Below are 24,258 nucleotides of genomic sequence, written 5' to 3' on the forward strand. Positions count from 1 at the left end.
ACTGTAGGACGGTGTACACATTCCGGCAAAAGATTTCACTATTCGGGGGTGAAGTGCAATTGCGGGGGTGGGGGCTGCCTCCTATGTTGGGTTGATTCCTCTGGTGGGGAGGCCAGAGTCTCTCGTTCTCGGAACAGTATCCAACCTCTCGCGCAGTCGTCACCGCCTTGCAGTGAGTAAACCTGCAGCACAGAGGATTGAACTAACCCCAGATAGGGGAACTATCTATACGGTAATAGATATTAAATACCTGTAAGACTACCGTTATAAAAAGAAAATTTTAGACAATCTACAAGGAGACCCAATGGATGCGGTGACTGCAGGTAATGCCAGTTGGATGCTCATAAGCGCAGCTCTCGTGCTGCTGATGACGCCAGCGCTGGCACTTTTTTATGGAGGCATGACTGAGCGCAGGGGTGTGCTCAACATGATGCTGATGTCCTTTGGTTCTCTCGCCGTGGTCAGCATTATCTACGTCCTCTGGGGCTGGTCGATGAGCTACGGAACGGAGTCCTGGGGCGGAATCGTTGCCAATCCCTTCGAGCTTTTCGGGCTGAAGGATTCCATTTTTGATGACAACGGTGGCTACATCGAAGGTGAGAACGGTTATCCCAACGTCATCGATATCGGATTCCAGCTCACCTTCGCCGTTATCTCCACCGCGATTATTTCCGGTGCGCTGGCAGGTCGCGTGAAGTTTGGTACGTGGATGATCTTCAGCGGTATCTGGGCAACCCTTGTCTACTTCCCGCTGGCACACATGGTCTGGGGTGGCGGCATCCTTGGCGATGGCGAAGACAGCATCGCCAGCTGGATCTTCGGCAGTGAAGACGGCGAGGCCCTCATTACACCTATCGACTTTGCCGGTGGCACCGTCGTCCACATTTCCGCTGGTACGGCCGCTTTGGTCCTGGCCATCGTGGTAGGCAAGCGCCAAGGATTCCCGCACAGCGTGCAGCGCCCCCACAACCTACCCATGGTCATGCTGGGTGCCGGCCTGCTGTGGTTTGGCTGGTTCGGATTCAACGGCGGTTCCGCCTTTGCTGCCGATGGCCTTGCCGGCCTGGCCTGGATCAACACCACCGCCGCTACTGCTGCCGCTATTTTGGGCTGGTTGCTCGTGGAAAAGATTCGCGATGGCTACAGTACCTCGCTGGGTGCAGCCTCCGGTGTCGTGGCCGGCCTAGTGACCATCACGCCGGCCGCCGGTGATTTGAACCCCGTAACCTCTCTCATCATGGGTCTATTCGGCGGCATGCTCGGCAGCGTGGGCGTGGGACTGAAGTTCCGCTTTGGCTTCGATGACTCCCTCGACGTTGTGGGCGTCCACCTGGTCGCCGGCCTGTGGGGCACCATCGCTATTGCCTTCTTTGCCAATGACCGCGGCATTCTTACCGGTGGCGGCGCCGACGGCTGGAAGCTGTTGGTCGTGCAGTTCCTCATCGCCGTAGTTGCTGTAATCTTTGCCGCCGTCATCACCGCCATTATCGCGGTAATACTCAAGTCCACGATTGGCTGGCGCGTGACCGACCAGATTGAAACCGACGGCATTGACTTCGGTGGGCACCGCGAGACCGGCTACGACATCGGTGGCCGTGCCATGCGCGGAACGACGAGCCGGGACTAATCCATCGAATAAACAGCGAAAGTAGGAACAGACATGAAACTCATTACAGCCGTGGTCAAGCCGTTTACCCTGGACGATATCCAGCAAGCGCTCCAGCAACTGGGTTCGCCCGGAATGACCGTCTCCGAGGTGGAAGGCTTTGGCCAGCAACGCGGCAACAAGGAAATCTACCGCGGCGCCAAGTTCGCCACGTCCTTTGTCAACAAGGCCAAAATTGAGCTCATCGTCGCCGATGACCAAGCTGAGGAGATCGTAGACGCCATCGTCGAGGCCGCCTGCACCGGCGAAATTGGTGACGGCAAGATTTGGATATCCTCCATCGATGACATCATCCGCGTGCGCACCGGCGAGCGTGGAGAAAAGGCTATTTAAATTCCAACAGCCCAACGCCCCAGGAACTCCGCACAGCAGTGGAGACCTGGGGCTTTATGCTGCGGTGCGCAGAACTGGCCTTTTAGCTTTCTAGCTGACCTGTGTCTTTTGCTGAAGCCATAATATTGGCTAGGGCATCCACCAAGCTATCGAGCACATTTTTATCACTAGAAACCAGTGCATCTCGCTGCTTGCGCTGTTCGATGCCACTAAAAATTGCACGCGTTGCTTCGGCCTTAAACCGCTTAGAGCGCTTGAGCTGCTCCTTGGAGTTTTCTTGGCCGAGTTTGACGGCTGCTGGCTGGCTAGAAAGCGTGCCCCAAGCAGCAACGATCATTTGGGCGGTATCGCCGCTGTCAACGTCAACTCCTGCGAGCGAGAAAAGATCATTGACCTTTTCTACGGCTTCATCAAAGGCGCTGCGCAGTGGAGTCTGTGGCTCGCCCAGGCGAACAGTGAACTCCGGCACCTGCAATGCCTCAGATTCGCCGCCGGTAACACTATGATCCTCCTCAACTTCACCTTGGGCAATCGCGACGCCGGCCAACGTGACACCGGTGAGGAAGTCTTCACTGTCATCCAGTTCGGTAATGTGCAGGTTTGGCTCTAGGACGCTGCACAGCATTGCGCGCCGGGATACATCAGCATCGGCATAAGCGACGATTTGGGATAAGAACTCGTAGGCGTGGCGGTATTTGAGCACATGTGCCTTAAAGTCTTTGGCGCGCTCGCGGGTGTCCTTATCGTTGGAGTTTCGGTCTGCGCGCCAACGGCCAAGGATCGTGCCTGCCGCACCGCGCAGATTTTCTGAGTCCTCGCCTGCCATATAGGCTTCGGCAACCTTGTTCATCTCGTCAAGGTCATAGTAGCCTGCGGTATCGAGTTCATCTGCCAGCGAGTGCAAGGAGTTAGGGTCAATGTCGGTATCAATGGCCGCGCCCTGGTAGTAGCGCTTGAAGTCAGCTTCAATGTTGGCCGGGTCGTTAATGAAGTCAACAACCATGGGAGCGGGCTTGTTCGGATAGATTCGGTTCAGGCGCGACAGGGTTTGCACGGTGGCGACACCAGAGAGGTGCTTGTCCACATACATCGCGCACAGTCGTGGCTCGTTGAACCCGGTTTGGAACTTGTTGGCCACGATGAGCACGCGGTAGTCCAGGTCGTCGTCTTTGAAGGCGCGCTCCACATCGGATTCGCCGTTCATGCTGACTTCGGTAACCGGCTCTGGTTCGTCCTCCATGCGTACCTTGTCGGAGAACGCCACCAGCGAGTGAAACTCGTAGCCTTTTTCGGTGATGTAGCGGTTCATCTCACGCGCCCAGTGCACTGCTGCCTTGCGCGAGGAGGTCACCACCATGGCGCGTGCCTGGCCGTCTAAGTGGTGGGCAACGTTGCGGCGGAAGTGCTCGACCACCACCTCAACCTTCTGTGCAATGGAGGTCGGGTGCAGGCGGACAAAACGCACCATGTCCGTGATCGCTGCGGACTCGTCTACTTCTTCGGTTCGTCCCAACTCGTCGCGGACTTCCGCCCACATGGTGTAGGTGGAATAGTTGGTAAGCACGTCCATGATGAAACCCTCAGCAATAGCCTGGCCCATCGGGTACGTATCAAAAGCGATGTAGTGTCCATCCGGGGTCTGGGTTCCGAACAGCCGAAGAGTTTTGCCCTTCGGCGTAGCCGTGAGCGCTACAAAAGTCATGTTGGACGCGGTAGCAACTGCTTCCTGGCGCAGCTCTAGCAGGTCGTCGGCGGTGTATTCCTCCGACTCGTCTAGCTCAACTTCTGCCAGAAGCTCACGCAGCGCCGAGGCGGAGGAGCCAGTCTGAGAGGAGTGCGCTTCATCCGCAATCACACACCAGTTGCGGCCCTGAATATCTGGGTCGTCATCCAACAATGAGAGCACATACGGGAATGTCTGCAACGTACAGGTGATGATGTGCCCGCCCTCGACCAGTGCCTCGCGCAGCTGCGGTGATTTCGCGCCGGAGTTTTCACCGACCGAGACCACCAGACCACGCGATGCCGCAAGTGCCTGCATGTCTTGGCGAATGTTGGTATCGAGCGCTGTGCGGTCGGTGACCACGATGACGGAATCAAAGGTCTTGGTACCGTCTTTAGCCACCTGCCTAATAAGGCGGTGCGCAAGCCACGCAATCGTCTTTGTCTTTCCTGAGCCAGCAGAGTGTTCGATGAGGTAGCGCCCGCCAGCGCCGCGCTGAGCTACATCAGTGGTGACTTTCTCCACCGCTCGCAGCTGGTGAAAGCGCGGGAAAATCAACGTTCCTTTCGCACCACGCTTGGACTTAGAATCCGGCTCCCACACAGCGAAGTCACTCAAGATGCGCAGCAGCAACCTCGGCTGCAACACCTGCTCCCACAAGTAGGACGTAGCCGACTTTCCTGCGATTGGCGGGTTTCCGCCTGCGCCGTCATGTCCCTGATTAAACGGCAGGAACCTCGTCTCGTTGCCATGAAGCGCGGTGGTCATGTACACCTCGTCATTCGACACCGCGAAGTGAACCAGCGCGAGCCCCGGCAGGAGCACGCGGCGATTCTTCGACGGTACACGATCCCTGCGGTATTGCTTCATTGCATGAGTTACGGACTGCGTGTTGTCGGTCTTCAGCTCAAACGTGGCCACCGGAATGCCGTTGACCGTGGCAACGAGATCCAGTGTCTCGCCACTGGTGGTATCAAAGTGAACCTGGCGGATAATACGCAGGCGGTTGTCCTCTGCACGCTTCGCCGCGGACACACTGAGCGGGTTGGCAGGTGGGAATGCCACCATGGGGCCAAAGGCTGCTGAGCGCGCGTTAGTCTGCGCGTACTTAAAGCCCTCGCGCAGGGTGCCCAGCAAGCCTCCACGGATGCGTCCGGTTTGTGCGTCCTTGCGCGTTGCGGATTCGAGCCGCTTGGCAACGTACTCCAGTAGCAACCTTTCCGCATTCTCCCGCGTTGCTTCAGGGGCATCCTGCGGCACGGCCTTGGCGTAGTTCTCTGGGTATTGGGTGGAAAGCCAGTGCAGCACATCAGCCGGGAACAGGCCCAGGCGTGCATCCCAGCCGGTGTCTTTCATTCCCGGCTCATGGATCCAACCGCTGGATTGAAGCGACTCGCAGATGGTCTCTTCCAAGCGTTCTTCGCGCATGATGTCACGTTTAAGCATGAGGTTCGTCCTTGTCGTCGAGTGAAGCAGGAATATCAATCTGGCCGGTCACCGCAGCAGAAATCACCGCGGCGCGACGCTCAGCAAGCAAGTCTCGCAACTTCGTAATGTCCTCCAACATTGAGTCAATCTCGGCGGTCTCACGATCAATCTCGTCCGCAATGCGACGCTGTTCGGTGTAGGAAACATTCAGAATCGGCAGCTCGCGGGCTTTATCAGAGGATAGGCCTGGGATCGTTGCACCATCCGCCAAAATGTCGATCAGTCCCGCGCCATAGTGTGCACGAATCGTGTAGTCGATGAATCGACCACTGGCACCGGCCCAAGGCCGAACCCGAATTACATGGTTCTGGAATCCCCAGCCGGGGAGTTCCTCACGAAGATACACGGAGCGGCCATACCCGGCCCCGCCCTCAACGACCAGCACGTCCCCTGCTTCAAGAGCTAGCTGTTTCAACTCATTAGGGGTAAACCACATCGGCTGATCATCAAGAACTAAGCGGCCATGAGGCTGAATATGCGCAGCACGCACATAGTTGCGTAATATCTCCGACGTGTCCTTTTGGGTCTTCTGAACCGTCTTCCCCAAAGACACATCCGCAACCAGCTTGATACGCGTATAGGTTCCATTCTCAGGAAGTACATGGCGCTGAATTATTGACACACGCCTTTCTTCCAGCAGCCGCTCCATCTCGTCCAAGTCGGCGCGCATACCGTCGATCTCGGCGGTCTCACGGTCGAGGTAGTCAGCGATGTCATGACGCTGCTTTAGGTCTAGACTGGGAAGCGGAAGCCCTAAAACTTGCTCAGAAGAGAGATGCTTGACGGTCGTCGAATACGTGAACTCATTGATGAGTTTTAGCTGGTCAGAGATAGCGTAAGAAATAAATCGAAGATCCTTGCTGTCAGGAGAACGCAGCAGGCACATTCTTTGATTGAGCGCCGCGGGGCCTTTGCCCCAAATTTTGGAATTGAAGTCGCCGTCCATTCCAATAACGAGATCTCCATTTTGAATGACGACATCATCAGGAACTTGTTCTCGGTCAATAAACGTGGTGAACTCGGGATTTTTGATGTCTCGAATTCTAGCGAGGGGTATATCGTTTTCTCGTCGTTCGTTGCTGAAATCATCCGAACTAAAAGGATGACCGTTCACCAAGGTAGCGAGGAAGCGCACACGTGTGGACTTACTCATTACGTCCTCACCTGTCCGAACTTGTCCATTAGTCGGCCTATAACCTCGGCTACGTCGGCATCAATCTCAGCCAACGAGCGTACTGGTTCTGGTTTGTAGAACACGCGCTTAAAGGGGATCTCGTAGCCGATCACGGCCTTGGTCGCGTCCCAGGTGACATCGGGTGCGAAGGGGAGCACCTCGCGCTGCATGTGCTCGTCAATGTCTTCAATAAGCGGCACGCGCTCAGTCATGGTGAATGATGGGTCGAGAACCGGGTTGCCCTTGCGGTCAACTGCGGGCTCTGCGTCTGGGTCGGGGACAGCAATTGCCTTGGAAATGGCATCGATAAGCGTAGCGGGCATTTTAACGCCGTGGTCTTTGGCAGCGGCTTTAAGCATGTTCGGCAAGTCGTTGTAATTTGCATCTGCCACCGCGCGCATTACGTCGGCGTGTTCGTCCACGGCCTGCTTGTGCTCTAGTACCTCGGCAATCGCGTCGTCGGTGACTTTCACGGCTAGGCTTGCTTGCTTGGTTACCTTTACATCGCGGAAGCCCAAGTCATCCGGGGTGAGCACCTTGGACATGTCACTATCAGCAAACTCGTTGTAGGCTTCCAACACCTTGTTACGGTCGGCCTCGCGCATCTCGCGACGCTTATCGCCTAGACCCTTGCTTGGGACAGACCAGCACTCGGAGGCATCGATAAGCTGCACGAACCCCTTGCGGTGGTCTTCTTTGTTGGTATCCAGAATCCAAACATAGGTGGAAATACCCGTGCCGTAGAACATGTTGGTGGGCAGCTGAATAATTGCGTCCACCAGATCGTTTTCTAGCAGCCAGGCGCGGATTTGGTCAGGCCCTGAGCCGGGTCCACCTGTAAACAGTGGTGAGCCGTTGGACACCACTGCGCCACGTCCCCCGGAGCCATTGTCGCCTGCGGGCATGAGCTTGGAAGCCACATGGGCGAGGAATAGCATCTGCCCGTCACCTTTATTGGGTAAGCCGTGGCTAAACCGTGAACCAGGGATCTTGGCCTGCTCTTTCACTGCTGCCTGCTGCACGGACCAGTCGGAGCCGAACGGAGGGTTGGACAGAATGTACTCGAACTGCTCGCCCTCATAGAGATCAGTTAGCAGGGTGTCGCCGTGGCGGATCGCATCCGGTTCTCCGCCTTGAATAAGTAGGTCGGCTTTGCCAATAGCGTAGCCGTGGGGTTGCCCGCAAATCGTGGACACGTAGTGGAGCTACCTAGCGGTTAGGCAGCGATTTTTTCTTCGTTTCTGGTTTGGGTGATGTGATTTTCGAAATCGACAGGGCTGACCATCCCAAGGGCGGAGTGCCGGCGCCGACGGTTGTAGACTACTTCAATCCAGTAAGCCACAGCCTGACGCGCAGTATCGCGGGTTGCCCAGCGTTTCCGGTCGTAGAACTCGGTCTTAAGCGTCGACCAGAACGACTCGGCCATCGCGTTATCGAAACACACCCCAGTGCGCCCTACCGACTGAGCAACCCCTAGGTTGCGGCACACGTCCCAGAGCTGCTCGCTGGTAAATTGTGTTCCCCGGTCAGCGTGAAACACCAGCCCCTCAGGAACATCACTACGCAGTGTATGTGCCATCCGCAGCGCTCGTTCGACCAGGTATGTATCTTGCACGCTATCCATAGCCCAGCCCAGTACCCTGCGGGAATGACCGTCGCGAACTGCGCATAAGTACAACCAGCCCTCGCCGGTGCGCAGGTAGGTAATGTCCGACATCCATACTCGATTGAGCTCGCCGGTATCAAACATGCGCTTTACCAGGTCAGGAAGAGCAGATTTACGCTTAGATTGAATCGTTGTCACCGGCACAAAAGCACGCGGTGAAATCCCTTCAATGCCCATCAGACGCATCCGCTTGGCCACAGTCTTGCGATTCACACTGATCTGGTAGCGCTCACCTAGCTCTGCGGTGATCCGCGGAGCACCATAGACCTCATCGGAGTCTTTCCAAATCTGATGAATCTTGCGATCAACATCATCGTAAAATGATGCACGATCATCCTTACCGGTTAAGCGTTGCTGCTGTATATGGGTCCATTTGTAGTATCCAGACCGAGATACCTTCAACAAGCGTGCCATGCGCTTGATGCTGTAGTTCGCCTTCTCCTGCTGCATTAATTCGAACTTTTCTGCTCGCGTTGCTTTGCGGCGAAGAAGGCTGTCGCTTTTGACAAAAACTCATTATCCATCTTGGCTTCTGCCAGCTCACGACGCAGACGAGCATTCTCAGCACGAAGATCAGCCTCGCTTAATCCATCGGAAGATCCTCGGCGTTGACGCTCATTTTTTACCCATCGGCCTAAAAGACCAGGTGCGACACCAATTTCTTTCGCTACATGAGCAATTGGGCGCTGCGATTCGATTACCAGGTTCGCGGCTTCGCGTCGATACTCAGGTGTGTATTTCTGGCGTTGTTGACTCACAATGAACATCCTCTCTTACGGACACAAGATCCGCACTAATCGGGTGTCCACTAAACGAGGGTAACCTCAGCCGGTGGGCATGAGTTCTTGGCCGGCGAGATTTACTTCAATGTCGGGATTAAGTTCTTTTAGTGCACGTGCTGCGACCAGCAACATACCGCCAGTACCGGCGGTGGGATCGTAAACGGTACGTGAAGCACCTGAAGAGGTTAGTCCAGTGTCATCGGAAGCGAACAGGATATCCACCATGAGGCGAATTGCGTCACGCGGGGTATAGAACGCACCTGCGGCTTTGCCTTTGGTGTTGAACGCGCGGTACATGACGTTCTCGAATAGGTCGCCCATCTGAGCATCAGGAAGCGCCTCGAGAGACATATCAATGGTGGAGAAGTGCTTAATCACCGGCCACAAGCGGCCTGCTTGATCGAGAGTGCTCATCTTCACTCCGAAGTCGAATGCATCCCAGATATCCCGAACAGACTGCGAGAATGCGCCCACGTAGTCCATCAATGAGTCGTAGACATGGTCATCGGTTTCAGCGATGCGAGTGAGATCGAGCTCGGACCTGTTATAGAAGGAAAGTCCAAACTGGGACTGCACTTCCCAGTCCATGTACGCCTCGCTGACGCCGTCGGCGTGCAAGGAGCTTACCAACTTAAGCACCTGGTCTTTGGTCGGCGCCAGAATGCATTCAAGGCGGCGGAGAACTGTCAGTGGCAGGATGTAGTCGCCGTAATCCTCGGGTTCCACGATGGACCGGAGGTACTTATCGGCGGTGTTCCAGACGACAGACTGGTTGAGGTTAGCGGTGCTCAATCTGGGAGTTCTTTCTAGCAAGGCGTGGGGCAGTACCTTTGTAACCTTAGTTCTCCGAAGTAAAGAAGTGGTGGAAGCTCGGGCTTAGATTCCAGAGGATTGAAGGCTCAGGCGATACAGCCAGCAACGACCGTACCGAAGCTCCGACTATTTTCAGCTGAGTTCTTTTCGAAGAATTTCGAATGCTTCAAGATATTGGATCCCCGTTTTTCCTATTTCCCTCGAGACGCACTCGCAAATTGCTTCGATTAGCGCGAATGCGGGAACCAGAGTGTCAGAGGGGCCGAATGCCTCGACGCGGGTGACCAAGGTTGCATCACTGTACGAGGATATAGGGGACATCCATCTATCTGTGGTTAAGATAACCAAGGCGCCTTTTTCCTTGACTAGCCGCGCAATTCGTTCTGAACGTGGACTGTATCTCCGGAAGTCGAAGAAAACCCAAATGTCGTCGGCAGACGTTTGGGATATTAATTCAATAAGGGCAAGATCGGACAATGGTGCTGCTAGTTGGTTACCACGGAAGAGACTGAGCTGAGCAACAAAATGTTGAGCTAGTACCCATGAGAAAGTTCCGCCGTGAGAAACAATGCGGTGCTTTTGATCCGATAGGAGGGTTATGACTTTTTCAATATCGTCTTTTTTGGCGTATTTAAAAGTCGATTCAATTCCGCGTAAAAAAGCTTCGGCTGAATGATTGAGTGTCTGTTCTACTCGGTCATTAGCCAGGCTGGGGAAATCGTCCCCAGCCTGGCTGAGTGGTGAGGCATCTCTTTCAGAAACCTCTTTCATTAGAGCGCTCTGAAATTGCTTAAACCCTTTGAAGCCCATGGTTTGCACAAAGCGAACGATCGTTGCACTGCTGACATTTGCTTGGACAGCAAAGTGCTGGACCGTCTTAAGGCCGACCCAAGGATAGCTGTTTAGCAGACACCTTGCCGCATCCTTTTCTGCTTGTGACAGGGTTGGAAATTTAGCATTGATCTGCTCAGTGATGCTGTAGGACATTATCTTTCCAGTAAGTTATCCGCTGCGGCAATATAGCCAGTGATAAAAGCTTTGGCGACGTGGATAATTGCTTCATCTGGTGGTAAAAATTCGGCATCGTGTAGTGAAGGGGTATCGCCTTCGTTGACCCCCACGAAACACATTAAAGAGGGACAGTTTTCTCCGTAATAGGAAAAATCATCGGCGCCTAGAGAGCGCATCGTATTGGCTAATGGTATGTCAATCTCTGCAGCGTACGACTCAAATTTATTAGCCAAGGAGTCTGCGTTGACCAGGGCTGGTTCGCCGGGAGTATATCTGGTTTCTGCAGAACAGCCTAAGCTCTGTGCCGTAAAAGCGGCGAATTGATTGATCTGGTTTGCAAGTTCGTCATTTGTTTCGATGCTAGTGCTTCTAATCGTTGCGAAGATGCTACCAGTTTGAGGCAAGACGTTTGCGGCTCCTTGTCCGACTGAAATGCTACCGATGCTCACCACAGCTGGGCTCATTGGATCGTTATTCCTACGTACTACCTCGGATAGTCCGAGAGCGATCTGAGCAGTAGGTGTCGCTACGTCGTTGGCTTTGTGAGGATAAGCCCCATGCCCTCCTTTACCGCGCACTCTGATTTCGATTTCGCCTGCCGCAGCGTTGACAAATCCAGAGCCGGCCGCGATTGAGCCGAGTTGAATGGCTGGATGCACATGTGCCCCGATTACATGGCTGACTTTGTGCTTTTCTAATAGACCGGATTCAGAGATATCAAGAGCCCCCGAAGGATAGGTTTCTTCTCTGGGCTGAAGAATTGGGACTAACCCAAAAGGAAGATCGATATTTTTTGCTGCGTTGACGACGCCTGCTAACGCCGCAAGATGAATGTCGTGGCCGCATGCATGCATCTTGTTGGAGGTGGCAGCCCACTCGACGTTTGTATTCTCTTGCACTGGCAAAGCATCCAATTCGCCACGCATTCCGATACTGGGGCCTATCGTTGGACCAATTCGGCCGACTGCGCCAGTCTCTGCAACGGAGTCAAAACTGATGCCCATTTCTTTTAGCATCAGTTCTTTTGTAGGGCCCTCTTCGCCGCTAATTTGCGGATGTTGGTGAATGGTTTTTCTGAGCGCGCTCGATTTGGAAGCAGTTTTCAGGAACTCATTAATCCATTGTTGAGATAGCTTCTTCAAATGCTCGTTCATGTTTCCAGCTCTCCTAATCTACTTCATAAAGTCGTGCTGCGTTTTCGTAGCCGATCATCCGAGCGATTCGGTAGCATTCGTCAAGAGGCCAATTCGCTTCTTCGTGGAAGTTGATTAGAGCCTTAGCTAATCCCTCGCGGAACAATTTCGCCCCTAGATAGTATAGCTCAGGGAGTCCAAACGCATCGGAGCTGAATAGAATCTTTCCGAAAGGACTTAGTTCTAGAGATTCAGCAATTACAGCATTAGCGCGGGCCCCAGTGTAATTAATCGCTAGCCCTACATCGAAGTAGACATGTGGAAACACGTCCGCTAGGTACCCAGCCTCTCGATGGTAAGGGTAGCAGTGTAGCAGAGTAAAGCGCGCGCCAGATCCGATCGATTGCCGAAATAGATTGGTAAGCAACAGTGGATTGCATCGATGAAGGTCCACGTCGTCATCGCCATATCCGATATGGAGCTGAATTACTTGAGCTTTGTCGATTGCGAACCACAGTAGGTGTCGAATGATTGTACTATCCTCGAGTCGAATACTTCCTTCCTGGGCTAGTAATTTAGTCACCGCTTTTGATAGTTCATTCTCGGTTGGACGAGTGAATGGGAAATCTAAACCAACCCGGTACGCGGCAATGGACTTTACTCCTATTGCATTTTTTATTCGAGCCCGCAGAGTGGTGTCGAGTTCTTCGAGAAAGGCAGCCTCCTTTTCGTAGCTTTCCTGATCGCGGATTTTTTCAGCTACTTCTTCGGCGACCCTTTCTAGCCGAACTACTTCATGGACAGTTTTCCCGGTTAGTTGATGTAGTTCGTTAGGGGACGTGATCATATCTGCGGAGTGACCTGTCTCGAGACCAAAAGTCTCGATTCCGGTGGCTTCGAGAAACTTCTTGTTAATGCTTTCTGATGGCATAGATGTTCTCTTCGCCATGTACTCTTCTGGTGAGCAAAATGAGTCCAATCCTAAGACTGGAGCACAGGCGCCTCGAACCTGAAAACCAATTTGGGAATCGAATCGAGTCGTTCCGACGGTTGCTGGGCTAGACGACTCGGAAATGAGTTCTTCAAAGTCGGGGCGCTGAAGTTGTTCAGTAACGGTTCCATGGCAGTGGTGGTCGAACAATGGAAGAGAATCCAATGCATGTAGGAACTCATTGATACTCTTAATAGACATCTGCATACACCTCACATTGCTCTTCGATGCTTTTTTCTTCTAACGTGGCAATTTCATCTCGCTTCACCTTAAGGAAAGTTTCTACCCAAGCCTCGGAGAACCAAGAACGAACAACTTCATTTTCTTCGAAAGCCTTTAGGGCTTCTTCCAAGGTCGATGGCAACGGCTGACCCTCGAAAGAAGAGTCTTTGTCCGAGTCCGCTTCACCTACTACCACCCTTACAGGGTCCAAGTTTTCAACTATCCCAGCCATGCCTGCTCGAATGATAATACCCATCAGGATCCAAGGATTTGCTCCGACGTCTCCACCGCGGAACTCAAAGTGGAATTGTTTGTCAGGCTTTCGATTACCAATTTCGTTAGTTGGGCAGATTCTTACAAGTGCTTCTCGGTTTTGCTCCCCGCAGAAAGCCTGCGCGACGGACCATTTATTTGGTTTCAGGCGGTGATAGCTTACGGTTAGAGGCGCGAACAAGCTAGTCATTGGAGCAGCGTACTTTATAATTCCTGCATTAAACTGGCTAGCAATCTTAGACATCCGCCCCGGTTTGTTTGGATCAAAAGAAATGATCTCACCATTGCGTCCGTAAAGCCCGTAGTGAACGTGCACGCCGGATCCACCCTCGGAGGCGTCTGGGACAGGTGAAAACGTAACCTCACGACCGTAAGCTTTGAAGCAGGTACGCACGATTTCTCTGAGCAGAATTGCACGATCGGCAGCCAAGACTGGATCGGAGGGTTTCATAGTGAGTTCATACTGGTAAGGTGCATACTCGGGAAGCCAACATTCTGGTTCAATTCCAGCTTGCTCTAAGATTTCGAAAATCGTTCCTCCTACAGGCTCTCCGTCTACGAAGTTCGAGAACGAAAATGGGTGAGTGGATTCGGAGGCATTTGTTTCGGTGAACTCGTGTTCAAATGAAGCAGTAAGGGTGAGCCCGTGTTTGTCTTTCAGTTCTTCTACCGCATTTTTTAGAAAGGTACGCGAGCAAGACTCCCATGCCGTTCCATCATTGTTGACTAAGTCAGAAAAGCAGACGTTAAAATCGGGGAGGTTTGGGATTCCCTTTAAGTGAAAAAGGGCATTGGGATCTGCTAGTAGGCGAATGTCACCAGTTGAATCGTAAGGAATACCGCTGACGATGTGACCTAGAGGCCCAATTCCCAGGTTGGCTGGCACCCAACCCACGCTTGTGCCTTCTTTGAAATCCTTTGTGCTTACAGCGCGGCCTTTGGTTCGAGCCGAGATATCGCTTGTTGCGAGGAAAGTAAAGGTGCTTGAGTTTTTGGGGTTAGACATTATTCGATGTCCTCCTTAGTTAGTTTTCTTCCAATTTGGTTAGCTAATCGGGGTTTTGCCAAGACGATTATGAGTCCTAGAAGGCACCAGGCCCCTGAAATCCAAGGGAAGTAGGTGTACGGCGCCTCTTGGCCTACAACTTGAATGAAGTAGACGTAGACTAGATAGCCCACAGCAAGTAGCGGAAAGATGGTTTCCCACCGAGGAATGCTGGAATCTTTTTTTAGAATAAATTTGATAGCCCCTACTGATGCCATGCCATAAGCAACAACCATGCAGAGGGTGGCAATTGTCGCGTACCAATAGTAGATTTCGACGCTGGTCCGCCCAGCAGCTCCAAGTGCGAGAGCCAAAAGCAAACCGATAATGTTAGTGGCCCATACGGAGCTTTTCGGAATAAACGTTTTTGAATCGCGATTTGCGAACGTTGAGGGACCGAAGCCGTCGCGAGCAAGAGTGTGGATGAGCCTGGAGGTGGCGGTACTCGAGCTGAGGAATGCCCCGAATGCAACTGCGAAGGCGATTACTGAAATTAGAACCGAGAACCACTGTCCGATGTACATTGAACCAAGCTGAGTCAAAGTTGAGGACGATTCGGCAAACATAGCTACGCCCTTCTCGTCAGTTCCGAAACCATTGACTTGGGCGAACATGACGAATACGTAGAGAAATCCACCAATGATTACTGCTAGGAGCAATGAGAGTGGAACTGTGCGTTTGGGATTTGCCGTTTCTTCTCCAAGCGATGAACCAGACTCAAACCCTGCCCAGGAAAGGAAAGCGAATACAGATGCCGTCATTACGGCTGACCAAGAATTCCCAGCCGGAGTAAGTGTTTGAAAATCAAGGGAAGTAGAAGCTAAAGAATCTCCTCCGGTCACTTTGACCAATATGACAACGGAAAGGACCACCATCGCTAAGATTCCAACAAAGCCGATCGCAAGCGTCACACGAGCGGCGGCAGATGAGTTTCTTAAATTTAGATAGAGTCCGGCTGTAGAGACAATGATAGGTATGAGAAGCCAAAGGCCAACCGGAGTTTGAGCCCCCAATTCTTGCAACATTGCTTCGAAAAAAACGCTAGAGGCGCCCAAAATGCAAGTAGTCATGAAGACATATGTGCCGAGTAATGCGAAGCCGCTAAAGAATCCAGATTTGGGGCCAATGGTGATACCGGCCAACGCATAAACCGATCCTGCATGTTTAACTCTCTGAAGGAGTCGTACGAAGGCATAGGCAACGAAAAGTGTTCCGGCAAAAGCGATAGCAAATGCGAAAGGAACCGCCTTGCCGACTAGTCCGGCAACTCCGATTCCATTCAAGGACATGGCCATAACTGGTCCCATAAATCCGACAGAAATCGCTGTGACTTCCCAGGTAGAGAGCTTCTTTCTATCGGAGGGGGGGAGAGTTTATTGTAGAGGACCCCATTTTAAAGTTCCTTTCATCAAAAGTGTCCCGTGAAACAAAACATACATTAATATGACATAGGTCGCAATAGATTGTTGTTGTCGGCCACTTAATAGCAGTGTCGTGACTATCTGGTAGCGCTTTAGTGGGTATCCGGTAGCAGCTCACAACGCTCCGGGCGGTACTGGAAGGATTCCGTCATGGCGGATAACCGTGCGGTGAAGACGCAGCTGATACGGCAGCGTTCTTACCGATAGTTTGAAGACCCGCTCGGGTGCTCGCATCACGCGATTTCAGGAGCGAATCATGCATTGCGGAGCCGGGACCTGACCACGGTTCAGCAGGTCGCGGCATCAACGAATGGCGAGTTGGACGAATTCTTCATTGAGAAACGCAGCATTGGGTAAGAAGAATTCGTCCCGATTGACTTTGACGCCGTAGTCAAAACACACACTGGGCACACAGTGCACACACTGCAGGAATTGTAGGCTTGCTACACTCAATCCACCGTCCAGGCGGGTCAGTGTCACTACAGCTACCACCGCCTTCGCCAGCTGATGGGCTCCCATGTCGATGTGGTCGGGCTTACCGCCCGTATCACCGGACCTGACCCCTGATTGGTGGACACGAGGAAACGCGCGTCCAATCAACCTACTGGTTGATTCAAGGTTCAACCGCCTCTGCGATTCAAAGCCAGAGAAGTCGGGGCAAGATATGTATATAGAGAAATTGATCGCCTCGGCTATCCAGTCACTGTGATGACTGGGAAGGAGTAATGACATGAAGGCTTTGTACAGGGCAGCGATTTTCTACCTCGTCTTGGGCTTGGTCGCTGGTTTGTTTTATCGGGAGTTTACGAAGCTACAAGATTTCCCGGAAGGCGAATATACGCAGCTAAGCGTGGCCCACACCCACTTGCTGGCACTGGGCTTCATGCTATTCCTCATCTTGTTGGCGCTGGAAAAGGTCTTTGCACTGTCGCGGTACCGCCAGCTATTCAACTCGTTCTTCTGGCTGTATAACGTGGGCGTGGTGCTCACCGTCGGCATGCAAATTTCGCACGGCATTTTGACGGTGCTGGGCAAGGAATCCAATGAGATGATCTCCGGTATTGCTGGGCTGGGCCACATCTTCATCACGGTGGGGCTGACGGTCTTCCTCGTGAATTTGGGCCGGGCCATCAAGGCGCCAGATGACGGCAGCACCAAAGCTTCGGTGAACGCCTAACTATGACCGAGCGCAGCGCACAAGAAAACGTCACAGCACCTGCTCGCCGCGATTGGATAAGCCTGGCGGTTCTATCCGTCGGACTGGGCATCATTGTTCTAAATGGCACTATCGTCGGCGTGGCATTGCCATCGATCATCACTGACCTGCAGCTCAACTTGACGCAAGCGCAGTGGGCTAACAGCCTCTATGCGGTGTTGTTGGCGGCGCTGCTGCTGTCGACAGGCAAGCTTGCTGATACCTGGGGCCGCAAACGCGCCTTCCTCGCCGGCCTGACGATATTTGTGGCAGGCAGCGTATTGGCGGGATTTTCTACCTCCGCTGCCACGCTGATCTCCGCGCGCGCCGTACAGGCTATCGGCGCCGCGTTCATCATGTCGTCCATGCTTTCGACCGTTAATGCCGTATTCCGGGGCAAGTACCGTGCCGCAGCCTTTGGTGTGCGGAGCGCAGTGATTTCCAGGGCTGCAGCGGTCGGGCCGCTCGTCGGCGGTGCGCTGACGGAATGGGTGTCCTGGTATTCGCGATTATCGAGGGCCCCGACCTGGGCTGGTGGGAGCCCCAATCCTCATTCAGCATCTTTGGCTGGACGTGGTCAGAAAACGCGGCCATTTTGCCGGTTCCGGTGGCGCTCGCGGTTTCGGCCGTGGGCTTCGCGCCGTCAGCCATGGCAATCGGTGCATTCTTCTCCGGTGCAGCCGCCCGCCGCGTCGCGGCACGGTACGGGGCGCCTGGGGCAGTGGTGCAGGCCTTAAGCTAGGGCTTGACCAACGCCGCGCAGCGGTCGCTCGTCGCCGCTACCGCATTCCTTGCGCTGGGCTTTGTCGGTGCACTTCGGATGCGCCGTGCTGCGGGGGAGAAGGGTGCCCCCGCAAACAACGTCGATCTCGGTGCCCGCGTTAATCGCGTCCCGAACTGATTTTCCACCCGCGTGCTGCTTTGCGTTGCTGCCAGAAGTGACGGTAGATACCGGGGACATCGGAAAGCTCAGAATGCGTGCCCAGCTGGCTGACGTGCCCGTGTTCATCCAAGACTACGATTTGATCAGCAGATTTGATTGTATCCAGCTTATGGGCGATAACGATAAAAGTAGACTTCTCCCGTAGCTCGTCCATTGCGGCAAGGATATTTGCCTCATTTTCTGCATCGAGTGCGGAAGTTGCTTCATCAAAGAGGACAATCGGCGCTTGCTTGAGCAGCGCGCGAGCAACAGATACGCGCTGGCGCTCGCCGCCGGACAGAAGCCGTCCCCCTTCACCAACCGGAGTGTGCCACCCTAGCCGGTTCGCAATAGACGTCACGCCTGAAAGATTAGCTGCACGGAAGATTTCCTCATCGCAGGCATCGGGACGACCAACGCGGATATTAGCAATCAGCGAATCATCGAAGAGATAGACGTCCTGAAAGACCATGGATAATCTGGACATTAGCTGTTCGGTTCCAAGCTCGCGGATATCTACGCCGTCAACCATCACCGCCCCGGAATCTACATCCCAGAATCGTGAAATAAGGCGCGCAATTGTGGTCTTTCCGGAGCCGGAAGGACCGACAATGGCGGTAACGGTGCCCGGTTGGGCGTGGAAGGCGACATCGACCAATACCGGCTTATCTCCGTACCCAAACGTGACATCGCGCAGCTCAACACTGCCCGAACCGTCTCCTGTGCGCGGAGTAGTGGGTTCTGGCAGGGAAGGGGCATCGGTGATGAGCTCGGTTTCTGCGAGCGCGATACGGCCTGCGTCTAAACCGACGAAACAAGAGCCCAGCTGCTCAAGCGTGCGGGTAAACCTCAAGCTGATTCCGATGATCGCAATTGTTTCTAGTGGCGATAGGGTGCCTTCAACGGCAAGATCCGCGGAGACCATAATGAGAGCCACGATGAAGATCTGCACTACTATGCCGTTGAGTAGCAAAGCTAATGTGGATACCCATAGCTCGCGTATCCGTGCTTTATGATCGATTTCTAGTGCTTGCTCAAGCGGCGCAAACCCTTGTGATTTTCCCGCCGCGCGCAAGGCCGGCTGGCGGTTAGCAAATTCTACGATGCGCTGGGAGAGCTCTTTACTCGGCCCGAGTGCGCGGTTCGATGCTTTCTCACGAATCCATGCAGCCAACTGCATCACCACGAGCGCCAATGGTGCGATGATTAGAAAGACCAATCCCAACCGCGGATTCCAGAAACACGCTCCAACCAACAGGGTCATAAGTGCTGCACCATCGCGGTACACCATGCCTTGAGTATGTGCAAGAGTCTCGGCCGCCACCATAAAACGATCTGAGACGAGACGAGATAGCCCGCCGGTATTAGCCGGTATGAACCAGCCGAGCGGTAGCGTTGCCAATTTATCGCCCACAGTCGTGTGCGCGGTTCGGATGAAATCCAAGGCCGTGTGGTAAGAGGCCATGGTTGCGAAAAATCGTAGCGCAAAAGCTACGAGCGCAATTGCCAAAAGCGTCCACATCCATGGTGCGATCGTCGTATCCCCATCGAGTGCCTTTGTAAGTGGCACGAGCGTGAGAACGGCGAGGCCGTCAAGCACGCCAACGATAAGCGATAGACAAGCATGCCTTTTATTGAGCTTATGACCTACAGGACTTTGCAGCTTTTTGACACTGCGAGTAAGTAACGGATCACGAAGCCGCGAACTAGCAGGCGTGGTGGCATTAGACATGAGAATTATCCTTCACAGGCTTGAGGCGGATTATTTGGTCTGCGCCTTGGATGGACTCCGGCTTGTGGGCGATGACCAAGACGGTCTTGTCTCTTACGAGTGTGGCCAGAGCCGCTTGAATTTCTGCTTCGCAGTCAGGATCAGTTGCCGCAGTAGCTTCATCCAGGATCAAGATTGGGGCATTGGTAATAATTGCCCGGGCAATAGAAATGCGTTGCTGTTGTCCACCGGATAAAGAGATGTCCTCACCAACAACGGTGTCGAGCCCAGCCGGTAAAGCGCGAATATCAGCAGCTATGTGCGCAGCCTCTGCTGCTTGCCAGATTTCTTCATCGCGAGCTTCTGGGCGTGCAAGGCGAATGTTTTCCCGAATACTCATGCGCAGTAAGTGAGGATCTTGTAAGACGAAAGCCACAGTGCGGTACAAACTGTCGAAAGTGAGATCACGGATATCCACGTTGTTGATAGTGATTGTGCCCGAATCTGGATCCTGGAAACGCGCCAGCATCGTTGCTGCTGTGGATTTGCCAGACCCGGAGGGGCCAATCAATGCCGTGACAGTGCCTGCGTTTAATTGCGCAGAAAAGTCTTGGAGGACTGGTGTGTCTGGGGCGTAGCTAAAGCTGACCTTGTGGAATTCCACCTCCATGTCTTGACTACTGGCATCGAGGCTCTTTGAGCCTTCATTCACGTGGGAAATTGTCATGACTTCATCGAGGCGCAACGCCGCATTGCCAGCGAGCTGGTAAGACCACATCATGCGGCCGACGGTTTGAATCGTGCCTGGGATCACCAGTGCAATCAACGTTGTGGCGATGACTTCAGCAACCGTGACATAGTCCCCGGCTATTAGCAGAGAACCGACTCCTATATTGATAAGGATGAGCACGGGAACCGCCACCACGGATTCTGAAATTGCGCTAACGCGAAGAAGCGGACGTACCCACTCGTAATAGAAGTCAGCGAATTGTTTAGCAGCTTCGCGGTACCGAGCGTGGGCTTTGCCAACGGTGCCAAAAGCCTTGACGACGGAAATACCTTCGGAGAACTCCACTGCAGTGGCAGAAACCTCTCCAAGATAATCGTCCATTTCCGCAGTTTTTGTGCCCATATCTTTCATTGAATACGCCTGGATTGCTAGGAAAATGGGCACAGTGGCAATAGAAAGTAGGCCAAGGCGCCAATCCAAGATAAAGGCATAAACTAGAAGCGCAAGAGGCGTGAAGATTGCGGCAACTTGCTCTACAGGAGCATGGGCTGTCAGGGTGTGCAGAGTTAGCGTATCGTCCTCGACTGCTTTGCGGACTTTGCCGGAATTAGTCTGGCTAAACCAAGACAGCGGTGCTTTCGCAATAGCGGTAATAATTCGGCGCCGGTTGATCCCCACCAGCTTTGCATCAGCGAAGTGGGTGATCGTAAGGGCAAGGAAATAGAAGAATAGCTGGCCCAAAAATGCTGCAAGGAGCCATTTCACAATGGACGCGACGTCATCAGTATTGCCGTCGATTAGAGCATTTCCCAGTGCCACCAACGCGACGTAGGGTGCTACGGCGAGTACCGAGGATATAAGCGCGAGAAACTGTGCGAAGTAGATGGTTGTTTGCACTGGGGCCAGTAGCTTTTTTAGAGCGACTTGGCCGGCTTTTTGTTTTGCGCGAGCCTCTTCTTCCGGTGACGCACCGTGTGATTCTGGTGCGTGGGTTCCGCTTGATTCTGTGGAACTTTGTTTTACCTCAGACATTTCTTTCTCGATTCTTATTGATTTCCGTCATATCGATGATTCTGGTGACTGATTCTTGGATGAATTCGTGGTCATGGGTGATAACGATGACCACTGCGCCGCTTGCTGCAAGAGATCGAAGCAGCGCAGAGATGGATTGCAGTTGGCGCCAGCCCACTCCAGAGGTAGGTTCATCGAAGATGTAGACCTCTGCTTGCTCGGCTTGGGCTGAAGCTATGGCTAAGCGTTGCCGTTGCCCACCGGACAGAGACTGCGGATGCCGTTGGGCCATCTCTTCCAGATCGAGGCGATGGAGAATCTCGTTGACATCGATGTGGTCCCGCTTCTTCTTTGCCAGTCCGAGCGTGACCTCTTCTTCGGTGGTGGCAGCGAATAGCTGGCGGCCAACATCCTGCATCACCATGTACGCGCTGCGCCTCCGAGCTGCTGCTCCTACTCGTTTGCTGTTCAAACGGAGGCTACCGCCGCGTTTGGGAGAGGCAAGACCACAAATGATTCTGGCGAGGGTGGTTTTGCCAACCCCGTTGGGCCCGATTAAGGCGGTGACTTCGCCGCTGGGGAAAAATGCGTGGTCAATGTTTAGCACCTCATGCGTGCCATAAGAAAAACGGATGTTGCTTAACTCGAGTCCGCTCCGCTGGGGATCGGCGTTTTCGGGCGTGGGTGGTGCCGGCACGCTCGCGGGCAGGGGAACGTGGTGTAAGCTGCGTAGCCCCAATTGTTTGCGTTCGGGTTCGTCTAAGGCATAAAACTCTTGCGCGTGGAAACTCCGCGTTATTTTTCCCTGAGTCAAGTAAATAACTTGGTCAGCGATATCTTTTAAGAAAAAGAGGCGATGATCAGCGATAATGATCGTTGTGCCTAATTCCTTCAAGCGGTGTAGCACGCGTGCGAGAATCTCGATGCTTTCCATGGAGAGATTGGACGTGGGTTCATCGAGAAGCACGAGACTGCCCGGAGACACAAGCGCGCATGCGCACGCCACGGTTTGTAATTGTCCACCGGATAATTCTTTGAATCGCCGGCCCCGAAGCTCGTTAATGCCTAGTAACTCGACCGCTGATTGAATCCTAGATTCAATTTCTGTGGGATCCACACCCAGGTTGTCTATCCCGAAGGCTAATTCTGCATTGACGCTTTCAGTGAAAAACTGCGTCCGTGGATTCTGGAATACTGAGGCGCTGAACTCGATGGCGCGGGAGAGCGGTTCCTGCGCAGGGTTAAAGTCCTGGCCATCCTTTGTAATAGTGATGGTACCTAGTAGCTCTCCTGGATTGAAATGGGGGATGAGTCCGTTGATCAACTTGAGTACCGTGGACTTTCCCGATCCGGAATCACCGGTAATCAGTAGGCACTGTCCTGGAGAGACAGAAAAAGACACATCAGATACACCTTGAATGCCTGGCCGAGCGCCCAATGGATATGTAAAAGAAACGTTATGGGCGTTTACACTGGTTGCGACACTGCGTTCGTTCATAAGTGGACCTCCGTGGGAAGCCAGACAGAGGCAACAACGAGGCCCAACCCAGCTATTGCAGTTGCATCGACAAGCTTGAAGGAAAGATCAGCGGTGGTGGTTGGGCGTGTGGGTCCTCCCAATCCGCGGACAAGAGCAGAGGCAGCGAGCTCATCACCAGCGCGGACGACGGCGCCCAACAAGGGGATGATCAGCATCGCGGACGATTGTGTGGGCTGTGTGAACCAGCTTTTTACTCCGGGTTGGAGGCCACGAAGGACCATGGCATCGCGGATGGCTTTGGCTTCTGCCACGATGATCGGCAAAACACGCAGGAATACCGCCGGTGGAATGGTGGCCCAGCCTGGTAAACGCAGGTCCCGCAGTGCTGAGGTCAACGTGGATGGTGTGAGAATGAGCAAGCCGAATGCGCCGATGGACATGCTGATGACAAAACGGCTTAGCCACGAAAAAATTGCCGCCGAAAAAGCGAAAAATGTGGAGCCAGGAAGCTGTAATAGGCCCCAATACCCTAGATAGGATAATGCAAAAGCGCACAGGCAAATAAGACCATAGTGTGGCTTTACTGTAGCTAGTGCGATGGAGCTGAAGGCGATAGAAATCAGCAGTGTCGGTAGGTGGCCGTGGCTGAGAGCTACCGCATTGATTACTAGAACAGAAAGCAGCACGGTCCGTGGATCGATTGAAGATCGACGAAGCACGCCCTGTTTGTCCAAGCTCACAGGAGACCAGCGCTTTCAAAGTGTTTGCGACTGACGCGAACTCCGACCTTTCCTCCGATAAAGCCGACGATGAGCGCACAAATGGCCAGTACTCCAATGGTCCATGGCTGGAAGATATCCGACATAGCATCGGCGTATTCTTGGCCCATTTGGTCTGCGATATCGACGTAGTATGAGTCCGTATCCATAATTAGCGGGATAAAAGGCAAAGAAACCCAGGCACAGAAGACGCCATAGGCAATAGGGAAGGACTTGGCAATCCCGAGGTGGCTTTTTGTGATAATCAAATCCGCGATAAACCCAAGAATTATGCTTCCCAGCAAGGTCCAGAAGTAGTGCCCGGTGAGCATGAATGCTAATCCGTTAATACCGCCGACAAGGGTGAAAGCGCCCATTTTGGGCGTGCGGGCAGCATAAAGCGCTAGCACGATTCCATTTGCGATTGCCGCGATGAACCAGCCAATGAACATGAATTGTGGTCCTGCGAATCCAACCATCCCGGTTACAAAAGTGATTACAAAGTAAAGTGCAGCAAAGATGCCAGCGTTGATGAGATCTCTGGTGTTTAAACGTGCCGTCGACCCACTGGATGAGCTTGTATTCCGTGCGGGCGTAGAGGACTGTTGGGTCATGGTAAACCTCGATTCATAAACAGTAGGGAAAGTAAGGCTTACCTAAAACATATAATACTGTTTATAAGCTATTTCTAGCCGGATCTGAAGATTTAC

At 53.4% G+C, this 24,258-nt stretch carries 19 protein-coding genes; 4 read left to right on the forward strand and 15 right to left on the reverse strand.

Features of this window, described 5'->3' with window-relative positions:
- Nucleotides 1–304: 304 nt before the first annotated feature.
- Nucleotides 305–1,627, forward strand: coding sequence for an ammonium transporter (locus HMPREF1267_RS04135; RefSeq protein ID WP_023028497.1), 1,323 nt, complete (start codon nucleotides 305–307; stop codon nucleotides 1,625–1,627).
- A 33-nt stretch (nucleotides 1,628–1,660) separates the two neighbouring features.
- Entirely contained in the window at nucleotides 1,661–1,999 is a 339-nt protein-coding gene (locus tag HMPREF1267_RS04140; RefSeq protein WP_023028498.1) for a P-II family nitrogen regulator, read from the forward strand.
- Between the two features lie 82 nt (nucleotides 2,000–2,081).
- Here HMPREF1267_RS04140 and HMPREF1267_RS04145 read toward each other — a convergent pair whose 3' ends face one another.
- From HMPREF1267_RS04145 to HMPREF1267_RS04195, 10 genes are all read right to left on the reverse strand, one after another.
- A complete protein-coding gene (locus HMPREF1267_RS04145; protein ID WP_023028499.1) occupies nucleotides 2,082–5,168 on the reverse strand; it encodes a type I restriction endonuclease subunit R in 3,087 nt (1,028 codons plus the stop codon).
- A complete protein-coding gene (locus HMPREF1267_RS04150) occupies nucleotides 5,161–6,363 on the reverse strand; it encodes a restriction endonuclease subunit S (RefSeq protein ID WP_023028500.1) in 1,203 nt (400 codons plus the stop codon). Before HMPREF1267_RS04150 ends, HMPREF1267_RS04145 begins: the two co-directional genes overlap by 8 nt.
- Nucleotides 6,363–7,580 carry a class I SAM-dependent DNA methyltransferase gene (locus HMPREF1267_RS04155; protein ID WP_023028501.1) on the reverse strand — a complete coding sequence of 406 codons (1,218 nt, stop codon included), beginning with the start codon at nucleotides 7,578–7,580 and terminating at the stop codon, nucleotides 6,363–6,365. The genes HMPREF1267_RS04150 and HMPREF1267_RS04155 overlap by 1 nt, the downstream gene beginning before the upstream one ends.
- 20 nt (nucleotides 7,581–7,600) lie before the next feature.
- Nucleotides 7,601–8,817 (reverse strand): IS3 family transposase gene (locus HMPREF1267_RS04160; RefSeq protein ID WP_156906108.1). Its coding sequence is split into 2 segments (ribosomal slippage): nucleotides 7,601–8,556 and nucleotides 8,556–8,817, totalling 1,218 coding nucleotides; the frame shifts between segments, so codons are not numbered across the junction.
- Between the two features lie 57 nt (nucleotides 8,818–8,874).
- On the reverse strand, nucleotides 8,875–9,645 hold the full coding sequence (locus HMPREF1267_RS04170) for a type I restriction-modification system subunit M N-terminal domain-containing protein (RefSeq protein WP_023028503.1): 771 nt from the start codon (nucleotides 9,643–9,645) through the stop codon (nucleotides 8,875–8,877).
- A 132-nt stretch (nucleotides 9,646–9,777) separates the two neighbouring features.
- Complete coding sequence (locus HMPREF1267_RS04175) at nucleotides 9,778–10,632, reverse strand: MurR/RpiR family transcriptional regulator (protein WP_023017588.1); 855 nt, start codon at nucleotides 10,630–10,632, stop codon at nucleotides 9,778–9,780.
- Entirely contained in the window at nucleotides 10,632–11,810 is a 1,179-nt protein-coding gene (locus HMPREF1267_RS04180; RefSeq protein ID WP_023028504.1) for a M20 family metallopeptidase, read from the reverse strand. Before HMPREF1267_RS04180 ends, HMPREF1267_RS04175 begins: the two co-directional genes overlap by 1 nt.
- Nucleotides 11,811–11,823: 13 nt before the next feature.
- Entirely contained in the window at nucleotides 11,824–12,981 is a 1,158-nt protein-coding gene (locus tag HMPREF1267_RS04185) for an amidohydrolase family protein (protein WP_023028505.1), read from the reverse strand.
- Entirely contained in the window at nucleotides 12,971–14,281 is a 1,311-nt protein-coding gene (locus HMPREF1267_RS04190; RefSeq protein WP_023028506.1) for a glutamine synthetase family protein, read from the reverse strand. The genes HMPREF1267_RS04185 and HMPREF1267_RS04190 overlap by 11 nt, the downstream gene beginning before the upstream one ends.
- Nucleotides 14,281–15,609: an APC family permease gene (locus HMPREF1267_RS04195; RefSeq protein WP_232215103.1), complete on the reverse strand. Its 1,329-nt coding sequence runs from the start codon at nucleotides 15,607–15,609 to the stop codon at nucleotides 14,281–14,283. Before HMPREF1267_RS04195 ends, HMPREF1267_RS04190 begins: the two co-directional genes overlap by 1 nt.
- Before the next feature lie 862 nt (nucleotides 15,610–16,471).
- Between HMPREF1267_RS04195 and HMPREF1267_RS04200 the strand changes: the two genes are divergently transcribed.
- Nucleotides 16,472–16,918 (forward strand): DUF2871 domain-containing protein, encoded by a 447-nt coding sequence (locus tag HMPREF1267_RS04200; protein ID WP_023028509.1) that lies wholly within the window; start codon nucleotides 16,472–16,474, stop codon nucleotides 16,916–16,918.
- A 2-nt stretch (nucleotides 16,919–16,920) separates the two neighbouring features.
- Nucleotides 16,921–17,673 carry an MFS transporter gene (locus HMPREF1267_RS12645; protein ID WP_023028510.1) on the forward strand — a complete coding sequence of 251 codons (753 nt, stop codon included), beginning with the start codon at nucleotides 16,921–16,923 and terminating at the stop codon, nucleotides 17,671–17,673.
- A 144-nt stretch (nucleotides 17,674–17,817) separates the two neighbouring features.
- On the opposite strand, the gene HMPREF1267_RS04210 is transcribed toward HMPREF1267_RS12645, so the two are convergent.
- From HMPREF1267_RS04210 to HMPREF1267_RS04230, 5 genes are read right to left on the reverse strand one after another with little or no spacing between them, the layout of a single operon-like run.
- Nucleotides 17,818–19,590 (reverse strand): ABC transporter ATP-binding protein, encoded by a 1,773-nt coding sequence (locus tag HMPREF1267_RS04210; protein ID WP_023028511.1) that lies wholly within the window; start codon nucleotides 19,588–19,590, stop codon nucleotides 17,818–17,820.
- Complete coding sequence (locus HMPREF1267_RS04215; RefSeq protein ID WP_023028512.1) at nucleotides 19,583–21,331, reverse strand: ABC transporter ATP-binding protein; 1,749 nt, start codon at nucleotides 21,329–21,331, stop codon at nucleotides 19,583–19,585. Before HMPREF1267_RS04215 ends, HMPREF1267_RS04210 begins: the two co-directional genes overlap by 8 nt.
- The gene (locus HMPREF1267_RS04220) at nucleotides 21,324–22,808 is read right to left on the reverse strand and encodes an ABC transporter ATP-binding protein (RefSeq protein ID WP_023028513.1); all 1,485 of its coding nucleotides are present in this window, start codon (nucleotides 22,806–22,808) and stop codon (nucleotides 21,324–21,326) included. The genes HMPREF1267_RS04215 and HMPREF1267_RS04220 overlap by 8 nt, the downstream gene beginning before the upstream one ends.
- Complete coding sequence (locus HMPREF1267_RS13470; RefSeq protein ID WP_023028514.1) at nucleotides 22,805–23,530, reverse strand: energy-coupling factor transporter transmembrane protein EcfT; 726 nt, start codon at nucleotides 23,528–23,530, stop codon at nucleotides 22,805–22,807. The genes HMPREF1267_RS04220 and HMPREF1267_RS13470 overlap by 4 nt, the downstream gene beginning before the upstream one ends.
- Entirely contained in the window at nucleotides 23,527–24,162 is a 636-nt protein-coding gene (locus HMPREF1267_RS04230) for an MptD family putative ECF transporter S component (protein ID WP_034666856.1), read from the reverse strand. The genes HMPREF1267_RS13470 and HMPREF1267_RS04230 overlap by 4 nt, the downstream gene beginning before the upstream one ends.
- Between the last annotated feature and the right edge of the window lie 96 nt (nucleotides 24,163–24,258).

It is taken from the genome of Corynebacterium sp. KPL1824, from assembly GCF_000478095.1.
GTDB lineage: Bacteria > Actinomycetota > Actinomycetes > Mycobacteriales > Mycobacteriaceae > Corynebacterium > Corynebacterium accolens.

Coding starts and splice junctions, on each gene's coding strand:
- HMPREF1267_RS04200 (WP_023028509.1), top strand. CDS start 16,472: ATGAAGGCTTTGTACAGGGCAGCGATTTTCTACCTCGTCTTGGGCTTG.
- HMPREF1267_RS04185 (WP_023028505.1), bottom strand. CDS start 12,981: ATGTCTATTAAGAGTATCAATGAGTTCCTACATGCATTGGATTCTCTT.
- HMPREF1267_RS04135 (WP_023028497.1), top strand. CDS start 305: ATGGATGCGGTGACTGCAGGTAATGCCAGTTGGATGCTCATAAGCGCA.
- HMPREF1267_RS04180 (WP_023028504.1), bottom strand. CDS start 11,810: ATGAACGAGCATTTGAAGAAGCTATCTCAACAATGGATTAATGAGTTC.
- HMPREF1267_RS04140 (WP_023028498.1), top strand. CDS start 1,661: ATGAAACTCATTACAGCCGTGGTCAAGCCGTTTACCCTGGACGATATC.
- HMPREF1267_RS04220 (WP_023028513.1), bottom strand. CDS start 22,808: ATGAACGAACGCAGTGTCGCAACCAGTGTAAACGCCCATAACGTTTCT.
- HMPREF1267_RS04190 (WP_023028506.1), bottom strand. CDS start 14,281: ATGTCTAACCCCAAAAACTCAAGCACCTTTACTTTCCTCGCAACAAGC.
- HMPREF1267_RS04195 (WP_232215103.1), bottom strand. CDS start 15,609: ATGTCCTTGAATGGAATCGGAGTTGCCGGACTAGTCGGCAAGGCGGTT.
- HMPREF1267_RS04175 (WP_023017588.1), bottom strand. CDS start 10,632: ATGTCCTACAGCATCACTGAGCAGATCAATGCTAAATTTCCAACCCTG.
- HMPREF1267_RS04215 (WP_023028512.1), bottom strand. CDS start 21,331: ATGTCTGAGGTAAAACAAAGTTCCACAGAATCAAGCGGAACCCACGCA.
- HMPREF1267_RS12645 (WP_023028510.1), top strand. CDS start 16,921: ATGACCGAGCGCAGCGCACAAGAAAACGTCACAGCACCTGCTCGCCGC.
- HMPREF1267_RS04210 (WP_023028511.1), bottom strand. CDS start 19,590: ATGTCTAATGCCACCACGCCTGCTAGTTCGCGGCTTCGTGATCCGTTA.
- HMPREF1267_RS04150 (WP_023028500.1), bottom strand. CDS start 6,363: ATGAGTAAGTCCACACGTGTGCGCTTCCTCGCTACCTTGGTGAACGGT.
- HMPREF1267_RS04230 (WP_034666856.1), bottom strand. CDS start 24,162: ATGACCCAACAGTCCTCTACGCCCGCACGGAATACAAGCTCATCCAGT.
- HMPREF1267_RS04145 (WP_023028499.1), bottom strand. CDS start 5,168: ATGCTTAAACGTGACATCATGCGCGAAGAACGCTTGGAAGAGACCATC.